Origin of the sequence: Curtobacterium sp. MCSS17_011 (assembly GCF_003224275.1) — a bacterium.
Classification (GTDB): Bacteria; Actinomycetota; Actinomycetes; order Actinomycetales; family Microbacteriaceae; genus Curtobacterium.
This window is the reverse complement of the sequence record NZ_QKLE01000004.1, coordinates 129713-144835: the sequence shown is the minus strand read 5'-3', so window position 1 is coordinate 144835 and position 15123 is coordinate 129713. Positions and strand designations below refer to the sequence as shown.

Below are 15123 nucleotides of genomic sequence, written 5' to 3'. Positions count from 1 at the left end.
TCACGATGGGAGCAGTCTCCGCGGGGACCGGGGCCATCGCGTTCTTGTGGGTCGCGATGGTGCTGACCGCTGCCGGAACTGAGGCACCGTTCCTGGTCGTCCTCGCCCCAGTCGGTTGGGGTGCGCTCGTGTCCGGAGTCGCGCTGCTCACGAGGGTACGAACTACCCGGTAGCGGATCGGGTTTCCGAAACAGCAAGCTCGCCTACCCAGATGCCGCACTGGATCGATACGAAGCTGTTCCCATCGAGCGCGACGCTCGCAGCACCGTGGGAGCTCCCTGTCGCGGAAGCAACGGCCACCGCCTGACGTCGTGTCACATCATCGTCAGGTCGTGTCCCGGCCCCTATGCTCGCGGACATGAGCGTCGAGACACGTCCTCCCCGAACCGCCGTCACAGGCGTCGCCTCCGGCCTGGTGCTGATGGCGGTCTTCTCGCTCTGGTGGGCGAGCGACACCTACACCGGGTGGCCGACTGCGGCAGGGACCGTCGTCATGGTCGTCAGCGCCGTCGCGGCCGTGGTGTTCCTCGTGCAGGCGGTCCGGCTGTTCGTCGCGGGACGTCGTCTTTCGACGGTCCTCAGCGCCTCCGACCAGGCCCGAAAGCCGAATAGTGCGTTGTTCGGTGCTGTGTTCGGCGCCGAGGGGGTCCTCATCGGGATCGCCGTCGGGGTCCTCGGAGCGAACGGCCTCGACCGGTTCATCGTGCCGACGATCGCGGTGATCGTGGGCCTCCACTTCTACCCGATGGCGCGCGTGTTCCGGCGGTCCATCGACAATTGGATCGCGACCTGGACGACCCTCGTGGGCGTCGCCGGCGTGGTCGCCATCATCGTCGACGCAGCGGGCTGGCCGCTTGCCTGGTCGTGGGTGGGGCTCGGTGCCGCGCTCGCGACGCTGTCGTACGGCGTCTACATGACCGGCCTCGGAGAGCGGCTCCTTGCGCGCGTCGCCGCCGGGTCGGCGGAGGTCGCCCCCACCGCGCACCCGACCGCCCAGGGCTGACCCGACTGCGAACCGTCACCGATGCGCCCGGCGACCCGGCCACCCGCCCCGGTCGTCGACCGAACGGGAGGGCGCCGCTAGAGGGTGCCCGGTAATGCATCGGCTATCGGGCACTTCGTCAGTGGCACGCGGGACACAGACGCCGGGGAGGGTGCGAGCGAGAGATGAGTTCGTGCCCTCCGTGGTGGTGGTGCTTCGGGGTCAGCTCCAGGCGGTTGGCGTCGGCGCGTCAGCGGGAGCGTTGAGCTGGCCTATGAGGCCGGCGAAGTCCTCGAGGTGCCAGGTGGTGATGATCTTCCCGTCGCGGACCTGGTGTACGTCGATGGTGCGCATCCGGATGCGCTTGCCAGTGGGCTCGTGTCCCATGAAGGCGCCTTGGTGCGTGCCGGAGACAGTGTTGCGCACGGCGACCTTGTCACCCTGGACGATGACGTCCTGGTGCTCGACGGTGTAATTCGGCATTGCGTGGCGGAACAGTGCGATCTGTGCTGCCATGCCGCCGGGGTCCTGCTCCTGCCCGGGGGCGAACGGGAGGTCGGTCCGCTCGCCGGTGATCAGGACGTCGTCGTGCTCGGCGTCCGTCGCCGTGTGCGCGTCGGACACCGACGTGACGTCGGACTCACGGGCGGCCGCTGCGTGCGTGGTGGTCCGGATGCAGCAGTCGCTCGGTGCGCCGAGGAGGACGAGGTGTCGGACGTCGGAGGAGCACCCCGGACGCCAGGGCGATCCCGAGCAGGACGACGAGTCCACCGACGGGCTCGTTCCACCGCACCCGCTCCCCCAGCACGAGCACACCGAGCGCCACCCCGACCACCGGCGTCAGGTACGTGACGGTGGAGGCGCGACCGGCGCCCCACGCCTGCACGAGCCGGGTGTTCCAGGCGTAGGCCAGCCCCGTGCCGACGCAACCGAGCGCGACCATCGCGGCCACGATCCTCCCGTCCAGCCGCACCGGACCGGTCGCGATGACGGGCGCGACCAGCAGGAGCATCCCGGAGGCCAGCGTCAGCTGGACCGTCGCCAGCGTGACCGGGTCGTACGCGCTCGCCACGGCCACCCGGCGCAGGTAGGCGAGCCCGATGCCGTAGGACGCGGTCATGCCGAGCAGTGCGACCTGCCCCGGAACGCTCGCCAGGACCTCCGGGTCGGTCAGGACGTCCCACGGGCCGACCAGCACGAGCACCCCGACGATGCCGAGCACGATCCCGAGCACCTGCCGTCCGCGCAGCCGCTCGGACGGCACGAGCACCGCGAGCGCGGCCAGCGTCATGATCGGGGTCGTCGCGTTGTAGATGCTCGCGAGCCCGGACGGCACCGTCTGCTCGGCCCACGCCATCAGCGACGACGGCACCGCGTTGAGGAACACCGCGACGACCGCCAGGTGTGCCCAGGTCCGCGGCTCCCGCGGCCACCGGCGCCGGGTGGCGAGCAGCACGACCACGAGCGTCACGGCGCCGAGCACCGTGCGCACGGTGGCGACCTGCTGCGGCGCGAGACCGTCGAGCCCGATCTTCGCGAAGAGGAAGCTCGAGCCCCAGGTGAGTGCGACGAGGGCGTAGAGGAGGGCGTTCACGTGGCCTAGTGTCGGACCATCGGACGACATGCGGCAAACGCATGTCGTTCATGCCGACATGAGGAGGACGCATGGCCGTCTCGGTCCAGCAACTGCGCGCGTTCGTCGCCACGCTCGACGCCGGGTCCTTCACCGCCGCGGCCGTGGCACTGGGCGTCGGCCAGTCCGCGGTGTCGCACGCCGTCGCCGGGCTCGAACGCGAGGTCGGCGGGCCCGTGGTGCGCCGTGGCCGCGGCACGGTCGCAGCTCCCACCCCGCTCGGCGACCGCCTGCTGGCGCACGCCCGCAGCGTGCTCGCCTCGGTCGAAGCCCTGGAGGCGGTGGTCCGGCCCGCCACGGCGCGCGGCACCGTGCGCCTCGCCGCCGTCCCCACCGTCTGCCAGGGCCTGCTGCCCCGGCTCCGCGAGCTGTGGGCGGTCACCCTGCCGGACGTCGACGTGCAGGTCTACGAGGGCGACGACGACGAGATGCCGGAGTGGCTCGAAGCCGGCACCGTCGACGCCGCCGTGCTCGTCGACCCGTCGCCGGCACCCGCCGGTGGCGTGGTCGTGGCGCGGGACGAGATGGCCGCCGTGATCCGCCGCGACCACCCCCTCGCCGAGCTGCCCGCACTCACCCTCGACGACCTGCACGAGGACGGTCTGGTGGCGGGCGGCGGCGGCTGCGAGTACCAGGTCCAGAAGCTCCACGAGCTCGACGGCCGTCCGTTCCGCTACGCCCACCGGGTGCGGGAGATGAGCACGATGTTCGGGATGATCCAGCGGGGCGAGGGCGTTTCGATCGTGCCGACCCTGGGCCGCGGGATGCTGCCGCCCGACCTCGTGATGATCCCGATGGCCCGGCGGCTCGAACGGACCCTGGTGCTGAGCGGGCCGTCGTCCCGTGCGTGGCACCCGTTGGCGCGGGCCCTGGTCGACGCGGTCTGAGACACGGGGCACCTCCGACCTTCGGCGGATCCGCTCGTCCCGACGGCTCCCTAGGCTCGGGGCATGACCTCGACCGCGCTCCCCGCCGTCCCCCTCGGGCAGCGCGTGTGGGCCCAGACGTGGCGTGTGGCCGTCGCGGCCCTGACCGGGCTGCTCACCGCGGGGCTCGTGTGGCCGTCGATGGACACCCGCGGGTGGAGCGACCTGCACGTCGGCGCACTGATCCTCGGGGACACGGGTGCCGGTCTGGCTGCCCTCGTCCTCCTGCCGTTCCGTCACCGGGCACCGCTGTTGATCGCGGTCGTCATCGCTGCCCTCAGCTCGGTCTCGACGTTGGCGGTCGGGGCGGCCGCGATCGCCACGGTGTCGCTCGCCACCCGACGCCGGGCCGTCGAGCTCGCCGTCGCCGGTGCGGTGCTGCTCGGTGCCACGGTGCTCTACGACGTCGTCCTGGCACCCCAGGACGACGCCATGCCGCTCTGGCAGATCCTCGTCGCCGGTGCCGTCGGCATCGCCCTGCTCGTCGCGATCGGCATCGGGATCGGCCAGCGCCGGGCGCTCCTGCTGTCCCTGCGCGAGCGCGCGGCCCTGCTCGAACGCGACCAGCAGCTGCGCGAGGACCGTGCCCGCGAGCAGGAGCGCGCCCACATCGCCCGCGAGATGCACGACGTCCTGGGCCACCGGCTGTCCCTGGTCGCGCTGCACGCCGGTGCACTCGAGTACCGCGGCCCGGGGCTCACCCCCGACGAGACCGCCGCGGCGGCCGGGGTCGTGCGGGCCGAGGCGCACTCCGCGCTCACCGACCTGCGCGACGTCCTCGGGGTGTTGCGCGACCCCGCGGCGAACGGCGGCGACGAGGTGACCGGCACCGCGCCTCCGCAGCCGACCCTCGTCGACCTGCCAACCCTGCTCGACCAGGCGCGTGCCGGCGGTGCGACCGTCCGGGCGCGCGTCGACGCCGACAGTGCGGCGGTACCGACCGCCGTGGGGCGACACGCCTACCGGATCGTGCAGGAGTCACTGACGAACGCCCGCAGGCACGCCCCAGGAGAGCCCGTCGACGTCGTGGTCGAGACCGTCCGCGGACCGGCGATCCGGGTGGTGGTGTCGAACACGCTGGCCGACGGACCTGCGCCCGCGGACGCCTCCGGGCACTCGGCCGGGCACGGCCTGCGCGGGCTCGCCGAGCGCGCCCGTCTCGTCGGCGGGAGCTTCCGCGCCGGCAGCGACGACGGACGCGTGCACGTGGTCGAGGCGGTGCTGCCGTGGACCCCGTGACCGCTCCCGTCCGCGTCGTCCTGGTCGACGACGACCAGCTCGTGCGCGTCGGACTCCGCATGCTGCTCAGCGGCGACGACGGCCTGGTGGTCGTGGGCGAAGCGGGCGACGGGCACGAAGCCGCGGGCGTCATCGCCGAGACCGCGCCCGACGTCGTGCTCATGGACATCCGGATGCCCCGGTGCGACGGGCTCGTCGCCACCGAACGGGAACTGCGCCGCCGACCCGACCTGGCCGTCCTGGTGCTGACGACCTTCGAGGGCGACGACCTCGTGCTCGGGGCACTGCAGGCCGGCGCCCGCGGGTTCCTGCTCAAGGACACCCCGCCGCACGAACTCGTGCAGGCCGTGCGGACCGTGGCGGCCGGGCGCTCGATCCTGTCCCCGTCCGTGCTCGACCGGGTCATCGCGTTCGCGGCCGGGCCCCGCTCGGGCCGGGCGGCCGGTGGTCCGGGCGGCACCGACGCGCGCCGGCTGCTCGCCCTGCTGACCGAGCGGGAGCGGGAGGTCGCGCTCGCCGTGGCGAACGGGGCGTCCAACGCGCAGATCGCCGCCGACCTGTACGTGGGACTCGCCACCGTGAAGACGCACGTCGGGCACGTCTACGAGAAGTTCGGCGTCGAGAACCGGGTGCAGCTGGCACTCGTGGTGCACGCGGCCCGGCGGGGAGAGCCCACCGCGTGACCGGGTGAGCGTCGGCTGAGCGGGCAACGGGTGCCCCTCGGCAGGATGGGCCGATGGCCGAGACGCACGTGAAGACCTTCACCACCGCGGACGAAGCGGCAGCCGAAGCCGGCGGGCTCGCCTGGCTCGCCGAGGCCGAGGACACCGGAGGCACCCGCATCGCCCGCGTGCTCGGGCGTCCGAGCCCGACCGTGCTCGACCTCGAGCTGATCTCCGAAGGCTCCCCCACCGCCGCCCAGGCCGAGCGGTTCGGCCGGTCCCTCGCGCACACGCACGCCGCCGGTGCCGACCACTGGGGCGCGCCGCCCGCCGGATGGACCCGCGGTGCGGCGCTGCGGATGGGCCGCTCGCGCACGCCGTTCATCGCGGCCGAGCAGGCACCGGCGACCTGGGGCGAGTTCTTCGCCGAGTACCGGATCCGCGACTTCGTCCGCCGCATCGTCGACGCCGGCGGGTTCGACCACGCCGAGGCCGCCGTGTTCGAACGGGTCGCCTCGCGCGTGCAGGACGGCACGCTCGGGTCGCCGCAGCCCGCGCTCGTCGGGGACGGACCCGCGCGCCTGCACGGCGACCTGTGGGCCGGCAACGTCCTCTGGCCGACGGACTCGTCCGAACCGACCGGCGCCGTGCTCATCGACCCGATCGCACACGGCGGGCACGCGGAGACCGACCTGGCACTGCTCGGGCTGTTCGGACTGCCCCGGCTCGAGACGGTGCTCGCCGCCTACGACCGGGAGTCACGGCTGGCCGACGGCTGGCAGGAGCGCGTCGAGCTCCACCAGCTCGCGCCGCTGCTGCTGCACGTGTTCCTGTTCGGCGGCTCGTACACCGGCGCCGCACTCCGGGCAGCACAGCGGTACGCCTGACCCCGCGCACCGAGCGTCCTTAGCCCGCACACAGCCGGCGCAGTGCAGCGGTCGGGGAACGCCCCGGATGCTCATCGACATGACCACGTACCCGGTACCCGTGACCGACCGACGCGACCCCGTGCTCCGTGCCGCGCGGGATCGGCGCCGCCCGCCCCTCGCCCGGCTGTTCCTCGGCGAGCGCGAGGACGCCCGCTGGCTCCGGCCGGCGTTCTGGGCGCTCCTGGCCGTGACCGCCGCGGTGTACCTCTGGGACCTCAGCGTCTCCGGGTACGCCAACAGCTTCTACGCCGCCGCCGTGCAGGCCGGCACGAAGTCGTGGGAGGCGTTCTTCTTCGGCTCCCTCGACTCGTCGAACTTCATCACGGTCGACAAACCACCCGCCTCGCTGTGGGTGATGGTGCTGTCGGCCCGGCTGTTCGGCTTCTCGAGCTTCAGTCTGCTGCTCCCCCAGGCGCTGATGGCCGTCGGTTCCGTCGCCCTGGTCTGGGGCACGGTCCGCCGCACCCTGGCCCGACTCGGCGCCACCACCGCGAACGTCGGCGCCCTGCTCGCGGGCTTCGTCGTCGCGGCGACCCCGGCGGCGGCGCTGATGTTCCGCTTCGACAACCCGGACGCCCTGCTCGTCCTGCTGATGACCGCCGGGGCGTACTGCACGGTGCGGGCACTGCCGAGGGGCAGCTGGAAGTGGATCGCGTTCGCCGGGGTCGCCCTGGGCTTCGCGTTCCTGACGAAGATGCTGCAGGGCCTGCTCGTCCTGCCCTCCTTCGGCCTCGTCTACCTGTTCGCCGCCCGCACCGGATGGGGCCGGCGTGTGGTCGGCCTGCTCGTCGCCGCCGGCTCCCTCGTGGTGGCCGCCGGCTGGTGGGTCGTCGCCGTGTGGCTCTGGCCCGCCGAGTCCCGCCCGTACATCGGCGGCTCGACGAACAACACCGTCCTCGACCTGGTCTTCGGGTACAACGGCCTCGGCCGGATCTTCGGGGGCTCGGGCAACGGCGGCGGAGGCGGCGGCATGACCGGCGGCACCGCCGGAGGCTCGTTCGGCGGCTCGACGGGTCTGAACCGCCTGTTCTCGTCCGAGATGGGGCTCGAGATCTCGTGGCTCCTGCCCGCGGCGCTCATCGCCCTGGTCGTCGGGCTGGTCGTCGTCGGCCGCCGGCACCTGGCCGATCCCGCACGCGCCGGGCTGGTCCTGTGGGGCGGGTGGCTCCTGGTCACCGGACTCGTGTTCTCGTACATGTCCGGCACGATCCACCCGTACTACACGGTCGCCCTCGCCCCGGCCATCGCCGGCCTCGTCGGTACCGGTGGCGCCCTGCTCTGGCACGCACGAGCCCGGTTCGTCGGCCGCCTCGGCCTCGCTGCGATGATCGGCGTCACCGCGTTCTGGGGCTGGTGCCTCCTCAACGAGAACCCGACCTGGCTGCCGTGGCTGCGCTGGGTGATGCTCGCCGGTGGGCTGCTGTCCGCAGCGCTGATCGTCATCGGCAGCGTGCCGTCGCTCCGTAGGCTCGTCACGGTCGGCGTCCTCGCCGGCACCCTGTTCGGGCTGTCCGGCACCACCGCCTACGCCCTCGCCACGACGACCGTCGGGCACTCCGGTTCGATCCCGAGCGTCGGTCCGGCGGGCAGTGGCTCCGGCGCGACGGGCGGCGGCGGCACCGGGGGTTTCCCGGGAGGCACGGGCGGACCGGGTGGGTCGGCCTCCGGCTCCGACGACGACGGCTCCGACAGCACGTCGGACACCCAGCAGGGTCCCGGCGGGACCCCGCCGGAGGGGGCATCCGGCGAGGCACCGGAGATGCCGGACGGCACGTCCGGCACCGCACCGGGCAGTGGACAGGACGACGCGACCTCCGAGGGTGGGTCGGGGACGGGCCTCCAGGCCGGGGCTGGTGGCGAGGGCGCGTCGACCTCGTCCGCCCTGCAGGAGCTGCTCGAGGCGTCCGACGCGAAGTGGGCGGCCGCGGTCAACGGATCCCAGTCGGCGGCGCAGCTCGAACTCGACACCGACACCGCGGTCATGGCGATCGGTGGCTGGTCGAGCGACCCGGCACCGACCCTCGCCGAGTTCAAGGCGTTCGTCGCCGCCGGTGACATCGGCTACTACGTCTCGTCGGGGTCCGGAGGCGGCGGGATGGGCGGCGGATCGTCGACCGCGTCGGCGATCCAGGAGTGGGTCGCGGCGAACTACGAGTCGACGACCGTCGGCGGCCAGACCGTCTACGACCTGAGCAGCACGGAGTGAACGGCGACGAGGGCGCGGTGGATAGGCTCCGGAGCATGGCCGGCCCCCCGCTGCAGCGCACCGACGGCTCCCCCGTCCGCGCCCTCGTCGTCGACGACGAGCACGCACTGGCCGAGGCCGTCGCCCTGGCGTTCGAGGGCGACGGCTGGGCCGTGCGGTCCGTGCACCGTGGGCGCGACGTGCTGTTCGCCGCCCGGGAGTTCCAGCCCGACGTCATCGTGCTCGATGTGATGCTGCCGGACATCGACGGGTTCGAGGTGCTCGAACGGCTCCGCGACGCCCGCGACGGCGTCCGGGTGCTGTTCCTCACCGCACGCGACGCCCCCGAGGACCGGCTCGCCGGGCTGACCGGCGGCGGCGACGACTACCTGACCAAGCCCTTCGGCATCGAGGAGCTGCTCGTCCGTGCCCGGATCCTGGCGCGTACCTCGACCCGGGTCGCCGCTTCCGGGGCGAGCGCCGAGGTCGTGGTCGGGGACCTCCGGCTCGACGAGGACGCCCGCTCGGTCAGCCGTGCCGGGGACCCCATCGAGCTCACGCCGACCGAGTACGAGCTGCTGCGGCACCTGGCCCGGAACGCGAACCGGGTGCTGTCCCGCGAGCAGCTGCTGGCGAGCGTCTGGGGCATGGACTTCGGCACGTCGTCGAACCTGGTGGACATGTACGTGTCCTACCTGCGGAAGAAGCTCGACGCCGGACGTGACCCGATGCTGCAGACCGTCCGTGGGGCGGGGTACGTGCTCCGGTCGGCGACGTGAGCCGGCCCGGGCGCACCGGGCGTGTGCCGTCGTTGCGCTGGCGGATCGTGGCGGCCGTGGCCCTGCTGCTCGTGGCGACGAACGTCGTCGTGGGGGCGGTGACCGTCGTCGCGTTCCGGGGCTACCTGGTCGACCGGCTCGACGCGGAGCTGTCGACGGCGGCGATGCGGACCGTCGGCGGACGGGACGGGGCCGAACCGCCGCCGGGGGCTTCCGGGCCGCCACCGGGGTCGTCGTCCTCGTCGTCCTCGTCGTCGTCCTCGTCGTCGGACTCGGACTCGGATGATCTGCCGGATCCCGACAACGCCTTCATCGGTGCGCCGGGGCAGTCTGCGGGCACGGTCATCGCCATCGTCCGCGACGGCGACGTGGTGCTCGGTGGCTACACCGACGGCGACGGCGACCAGCGCCGTCTGACCGCGGCGCAGCAGCGGACGCTCGCAGCGGTCCGCGCCGGCGGCGACCCGGTGACGGTCGAACTCGGCGCACTCGGCGACTACCGGGTGCAGGCAGTCGGCGACGACGACGTCTTCGTCACCGCGCTCCCCCTCGGCGACCTGGACGCCGCGATCGCCCGGTTGCTGCTCGTCATCGCGGTCGTCACGGTGCTCGGGCTCGCCGTCGCCGCGTGGGCCCTCACGGTACTCGTCCGTCGATCCCTCCGACCGCTCGAACGGGTCGCCTCGGTGGCGTCCGGCGTCACCGCACTCGATCTGGAACGTGGAGACCCGGACATCCCCGTCCGCGTGTCCGATGCCGATCTCCGTGCGAACCGCGAGGTCGCGCAGGTCGGCAACGCGCTGAACCGGCTACTGGGCCACGTCGCCCGGGCGCTCACGGTCCGTCGCGACGCCGAGGCCGGCATGCGGACGTTCGTCGCCGACGCCTCGCACGAGCTGCGGACGCCGATCGCCACCGTCCGGGCGTACGCCGAGCTGTCAGCCGCCTCGGACGACGTCGACGCCGTGCACCGCCACGTCGGACGGATCGGACGCGAGGCCGTGCGGATGGGCGACCTCGTCGACGAGCTGCTGCTGCTCGCACAGCTCGACGCCTCGGCCCTGGCGCCGGGGGCACCGGCGTCACAGGTCGTCCGCGAGCCGGTCGACCTGACGTCGCTCGTCGTCGAGGCCACCATGGACGCCCGCGCGACCGCGCCGGACCACCGGTGGACGCTGCAGATCGTGGACGACCAGCCGGTGACCGTGGCCGGCGACGAGGTGCAGCTCCGACGGGTGGTCACGAACCTGCTGACCAACGCGCGGACGCACACTCCGCCGGGGACGGCCGTGGTGGTGTCGTTGCAGTCGGTGCCCGACCCAGGGTCGGGTGCGTCGGCATCGGCGTCGGCGTCGGCGTCTGCGTCTGCGTCGGACGGTGCCGTCGTCCGCTTCGTCGTGGCGAACGACGGGCCACCGATCCCCGCCGAGTCCCTGCCGACGCTGTTCGACCGGTTCACCCGGGGCGAGGCCTCGCGTTCCCGGGAGCACGGCACGAGCGGCCTGGGACTCGCGATCGTCCGGGCCGTGGTCGTCGCGCACGGCGGCAGCGTGCGCGTGGCGTCGGAGCCCGGTCGGACGGCGTTCACGGTGGACCTGCCCGCCTCGGATGGGGCCGGGGGCGTGTCCACGGGAGTCGCTGCGGACGCTTCGTGAGCAGAAGACGTCGGGTGCCGCGACCACACTCGACATCTCCTGCTCACCGAGTGCCGCCCGGGTCGCATACTGGTCGGAGAACGTCGGACGAGGAGGCCCAGTGACGAACGCGTACGACAGGCTGCCGGGCCGCCCGGACCCCACCGACCTGGTGGTCGAGGTCCCGGCGTTCGAGGACGACCGCCCCCAGCCCGAACCCGCACCGCCCGCCGCGGCGCCGGAGCTCGTGGCCGCGACCGAGTTCGCGCGGTCCTCGCACGCACCGCCCACGATCCGTCGGACGCAGATGCGGGCGGGCGCGTGGATCGCGGGCGTGCCGATCGCGGCGCTCGTGGTCGTCGCGATCGTGCAGATCCTGCTGCCCCGCTGACCGAGAGCCCCACTGATATGTAGAGTGGTACGCCGTGGGGACGCGGTGGTGACGACAGCGACGGGCGGGTACCGAGAGGTCTTCGTCGATGAATCGAAGGTCAGGGACTACCTCCTCGTCGCCGTCTGCCTCGAACGCTCATCGACACGGGCCGCACGGTCGGCACTCACCGGACTCGTCCTCCGCGGGCAGTCGCGCCTGCACATGCGGAAGGAGAGCGACGCCCGTCGTCGGCTGATCCTCAGCACGATCGCGTCCTTGCCGGTCGAGGTCACGGTCTTCCGTGCCGTCAAGGACGGGCGATCTGACACGGCGCGCCGCGCCGCGTGCCTCAGACGACTCGTCACCGACACCGCGGTGTCCCCGCGCGTCAGCGTGTGCTTCGAACGGGACGAGACCCTCGTCCGCAAGGACCGACAGTGGATCGTCGAGGCGACGCGGGACTCGGGTGGCACCCGTCTGGTCCACCGCCACGAGACGGCTGCACACGAGCCGCTCCTGGCCCTGCCGGATGCAGTGGGGTGGGCGTGGGCGAAGGGCGGCGACTGGAGACGTCGTTGTCCACCGGAGATCACCGTGATCGACGCCTGAAACGCGCAGAACCCGAGCGCCCAACCGTCCGGATGGGTCTCGGGTCCACTTCTCGAAGCTCAACGCAACGAGCACGATCACGCTACCACTGTGCCATGTCACACGCCAGGACCGGCAGACGATGGCACGGCGATCGGGCGTCGTCCGGATCGTCAGACGATCGACCAACGCCGAGCCCCATCGCGTGCATCCGCGTCGGAGCGCACGCAGGCTGGGTCCTGTCCGAGCAAGACGACCCGAACGGGTCACCACTGCAGAGATGGGAAACACGATCATGAACTCGTTCAAGCGCAAGTCCGTGAAGCTCCTCGCCGGCACCGCCCTCGGTGGTGCCGTCATCGCCGGGGCGTTCGTCGCAGCCCCCGCGCAGGCCGCCGAGCCCGCGCCGCCCAGCACCTCGTCGTCCGTCGGCGGCAACGTCAACGTCAACCTCGACCCGGTCGCGATCGTCAACGCGATCAAGGACGCCGTCAACGACCAGAGCGATCGTGGCGGTGCCGTGCAGGCGGCGCTCGACGTCGGCTACTGGAACGCCGGCAACCCCGACCGCCTCACCGTCGCGGTGGTCAACAAGAACCAGGACATCACCGTCGAGGGCGACGTCGCGGACGCCCAGTCGATCGACATCAAGGGTGGCAACTACGTCATCTACTGGTTCAAGGGCCCCGGCAAGGTCACCAACAACGGTGACGGCGGCTGGCTGAACTGGGGTGCGTTCGGCAACATCGAGCGCATCGACAACGTCATCCACGTCAACGGCGGCTGACTCCTCCGTTCGTCGGCGACGCCCCCTGGGACCTCGGTCTCAGGGGGCGTCGCCGTGCTGTCAGCCTCAGGGAGCGGCGTCGTCCGCCCGCGCCGCTTCGATCGTCGACGGCCGGTTGCGTGCAGCCAGCCTGAAGTCCCTCCGAGACCGGATCCAACCCCGGACGAAGGCGACCGACACCAGCGCCGTCCGGTTCGGCGCGTTCCAGGACTTCATCAGCCGGCCGAGGTGCCAGGCGACGGCCTGCCGACTGTAGGCGGTCTCCTTGGCGATGGCGTCGTTCGAGAGCCCACGGGCGGCGAGCGCCAGCATCCGTTCCTCGGTCTCGTCCAGGCCGGGCGCCGATGCCACCAGGTCGATGTCGTCGGTGCCGAGTGCTGTCGTCGCGTCCACCGACGCCCCTCCCCGGTGCTGCGCCCAGGCCTCCGCCCAGCACGAGCCGAGTTCGTGCGCCACGAGCGATGCCCGGCTCATCGCGAGCATCGTCCGGCCGGCGTGGTCGATCGTCGTCGCGTGCTCGCGGGTGGCCGTGTGCATGACGAGGGCGAAGACACGGATCGCGGGCAGGGCGCCGCGGAGCACGACCGAGACGTCGACCTGCGGGTCGTCGGCGCTGGCGGCTGCGACCTCGCGGAGCCGGACCAGGCACTCCGGATCGAGTGGTTCCCCACGCTCGACCGCGCGCAGTGCCGCGGGGAGCACGAGCGGGACGATCTGCTCGTACCGACGCCGGAGCCAGTTCGTCGAGCGCCAGCCCCAGCCGCTCCCCGGGGAGCAGCACGGCCGTCCGTCGTGCGTCGTCGCGCTCGGTCGTCATCGTGCGTCGACCGTATCCGGACAACAGGTGTCGTGTCCGCTGCGTTCACGTGGTGTTCGTTCTTACCCGGGCCACAGCGCCCTGCCTCGGCCCCCGTAGCCCCGCTGCCGAGCATGAGCGGCATGACGGAGACGAACCAGCCCCTCGACATCGACATCGTCGTCCCCTGCTACAACGAGCAGGACACACTCGCCGCCCACGTCCGACGGCTCCACACCTTCTGCCGGACGTCGTTGCACCACTCGTGGCGGATCACGATCGCGGACAACGCCTCGACCGACGACACCGCCCGGATCGCCGACGACCTCGCCGCGATGCTCCCCGGCGTGCACGCGGTGCACCTGCCCGAGAAGGGCCGGGGGCGTGCGCTCAAGGAGGTGTGGTCACGGTCGCCGGCGACCGTGCTCGTCTACGTGGACGAGGACCTGTCCACCGACCTCGCCGCGCTCGAACCCCTCGTGGCACCCCTGCTGTCGGGACACTCGGACCTGGCGATCGGCACGCGGCTGGCGGGTTCGTCGCGCGTGGTGCGGGGCAGCAAGCGGGAGTTCATCTCGCGTTCGTACAACCTGCTGCTCCGGACGACGATGGGGGTGTCGTTTTCCGACGCGCAGTGCGGGTTCAAGGCCGTCACGAAGGCCGCCGCCGACCACCTGCTGCCGCTGTGCGAGGACGACGCCTGGTTCTTCGACACCGAGCTGCTCGTGCTGGCCGAACACGCGGGACTCCGCATCCACGAGGTCCCGGTCGACTGGGTCGACGACGTCAACTCCTCGGTGCACATCGCGTCGACCGCGACCGAGGACCTGAGGGGCATGTGGCGGGTGTCACGGAACATCGCCACCGGGCGGGTACCGATCAGTGCGGTGTACGAGATCATCGGTCGGCAGCCGTTCACCCCACCGAGCGTGGGGTTCCTGGGGCAGGTCCTGCGATTCGGGACGATCGGGGTGCTCTCGACCCTGGCGTTCGCCGCCCTGTACGCCCTGTTCCGACCGGCGATCGGCGCCCAGACCGCAGACTTCCTCGCGCTGCTGGTCACGGCGATCGGCAACACCGCACTGAACAGGCGGTTCACGTTCGGGGTGCGGGGCCGCGCGGGAGCGGGTCGCCACCACGTGCAGGGTCTGGTGGTGTTCGGCATCGCCTGGGCCATCACGTCGGGGTCGCTGGTCGTGTTGCACGCGTCGGCGCCCGGCGCTTCGCACGGTGCGGAGATCGCGGTGCTGACGGCGGCCAACCTGGTGGCGACCGGGGTGCGGTTCGTGCTGTTCAAGGCGTGGGTGTTCCGCGGTCGTCGACGCCCGGAGCTCGTCCGCCCCGGAACCACCCCGGCGGCCGACGCCACCACTGCGGTCACCGAACCGATCGCGACCCCCGAGCGCACCGGCGACCGCGCCGCCTGACACCGTGCCGGGTCCGACCCACGGGCGGGCGTGGCGGGCGCGAGCAGCACGGCACATGCCCGCCCCGTCGCCCATCCGGTGCGAGGTCGTCCACTCCGTGCGGCGCTGCGACCTCGCACCGAGTGATCAACCTCGCACCAGCCGGAGAACCCCGCGCCGCGCCCCGCAGCAGCCGTGTTGCAC

At 72.5% G+C, this 15123-nt stretch carries 15 protein-coding genes; 12 read left to right on the top strand and 3 right to left on the bottom strand.

Going from position 1 to position 15123, the window contains the following annotated elements; translation table 11 throughout:
- Positions 1-358 precede the first annotated feature (358 nt).
- Entirely contained in the window at positions 359-1003 is a 645-nt protein-coding gene (locus tag DEJ17_RS04520) for a hypothetical protein (RefSeq protein WP_146239619.1), read from the top strand.
- Between the two features lie 201 nt (positions 1004-1204).
- Here DEJ17_RS04520 and DEJ17_RS04515 read toward each other — a convergent pair whose 3' ends face one another.
- Both DEJ17_RS04515 and DEJ17_RS04510 read right to left on the bottom strand, forming a co-directional pair.
- On the bottom strand, positions 1205-1606 hold the full coding sequence (locus tag DEJ17_RS04515; RefSeq protein ID WP_181421040.1) for an ester cyclase: 402 nt from the start codon (positions 1604-1606) through the stop codon (positions 1205-1207).
- A gap of 16 nt (positions 1607-1622) precedes the next feature.
- A complete protein-coding gene (locus DEJ17_RS04510; RefSeq protein WP_258366657.1) occupies positions 1623-2576 on the bottom strand; it encodes a DMT family transporter in 954 nt (317 codons plus the stop codon).
- Positions 2577-2647: 71 nt separating this feature from the next.
- On the opposite strand from DEJ17_RS04510, the gene DEJ17_RS04505 reads away from it, so the two are divergent.
- The 10 genes from DEJ17_RS04505 (at position 2648) to DEJ17_RS04460 (ending at position 12717) form a co-directional block, all read left to right on the top strand.
- Positions 2648-3502, top strand: coding sequence for a LysR family transcriptional regulator (locus tag DEJ17_RS04505; RefSeq protein ID WP_110892258.1), 855 nt, complete (start codon positions 2648-2650; stop codon positions 3500-3502).
- A 63-nt stretch (positions 3503-3565) separates the two neighbouring features.
- Entirely contained in the window at positions 3566-4780 is a 1215-nt protein-coding gene (locus tag DEJ17_RS04500; RefSeq protein ID WP_258366656.1) for a sensor histidine kinase, read from the top strand.
- Positions 4768-5463: a response regulator transcription factor gene (locus DEJ17_RS04495; protein ID WP_110892257.1), complete on the top strand. Its 696-nt coding sequence runs from the start codon at positions 4768-4770 to the stop codon at positions 5461-5463. The genes DEJ17_RS04500 and DEJ17_RS04495 overlap by 13 nt, the downstream gene beginning before the upstream one ends.
- A 53-nt stretch (positions 5464-5516) precedes the next feature.
- Complete coding sequence (locus tag DEJ17_RS04490) at positions 5517-6329, top strand: fructosamine kinase family protein (protein WP_110892256.1); 813 nt, start codon at positions 5517-5519, stop codon at positions 6327-6329.
- Between the two features lie 79 nt (positions 6330-6408).
- Positions 6409-8577, top strand: coding sequence for a glycosyltransferase family 39 protein (locus DEJ17_RS04485; RefSeq protein WP_258366653.1), 2169 nt, complete (start codon positions 6409-6411; stop codon positions 8575-8577).
- A gap of 35 nt (positions 8578-8612) precedes the next feature.
- Positions 8613-9335 carry a response regulator transcription factor gene (locus DEJ17_RS04480; protein ID WP_110892255.1) on the top strand — a complete coding sequence of 241 codons (723 nt, stop codon included), beginning with the start codon at positions 8613-8615 and terminating at the stop codon, positions 9333-9335.
- Entirely contained in the window at positions 9332-10990 is a 1659-nt protein-coding gene (locus tag DEJ17_RS04475; RefSeq protein WP_110892254.1) for a cell wall metabolism sensor histidine kinase WalK, read from the top strand. Before DEJ17_RS04480 ends, DEJ17_RS04475 begins: the two co-directional genes overlap by 4 nt.
- Positions 10991-11090: 100 nt before the next feature.
- Positions 11091-11360, top strand: a complete 270-nt coding sequence (locus DEJ17_RS04470; protein ID WP_110892253.1) for a hypothetical protein — start codon at positions 11091-11093, stop codon at positions 11358-11360.
- Between the two features lie 48 nt (positions 11361-11408).
- Entirely contained in the window at positions 11409-11951 is a 543-nt protein-coding gene (locus DEJ17_RS04465) for a hypothetical protein (protein ID WP_146239618.1), read from the top strand.
- Between the two features lie 259 nt (positions 11952-12210).
- Positions 12211-12717, top strand: coding sequence for a hypothetical protein (locus DEJ17_RS04460; protein ID WP_258366652.1), 507 nt, complete (start codon positions 12211-12213; stop codon positions 12715-12717).
- 66 nt (positions 12718-12783) lie between these two features.
- Here the strand turns inward: DEJ17_RS04460 and DEJ17_RS04455 are convergent, their stop codons facing one another.
- Positions 12784-13419: a LuxR C-terminal-related transcriptional regulator gene (locus DEJ17_RS04455; RefSeq protein WP_110892251.1), complete on the bottom strand. Its 636-nt coding sequence runs from the start codon at positions 13417-13419 to the stop codon at positions 12784-12786.
- A 228-nt stretch (positions 13420-13647) separates the two neighbouring features.
- On the opposite strand from DEJ17_RS04455, the gene DEJ17_RS04450 reads away from it, so the two are divergent.
- Positions 13648-14940: a bifunctional glycosyltransferase family 2/GtrA family protein gene (locus DEJ17_RS04450; protein WP_110892250.1), complete on the top strand. Its 1293-nt coding sequence runs from the start codon at positions 13648-13650 to the stop codon at positions 14938-14940.
- Positions 14941-15123: the final 183 nt, after the last annotated feature.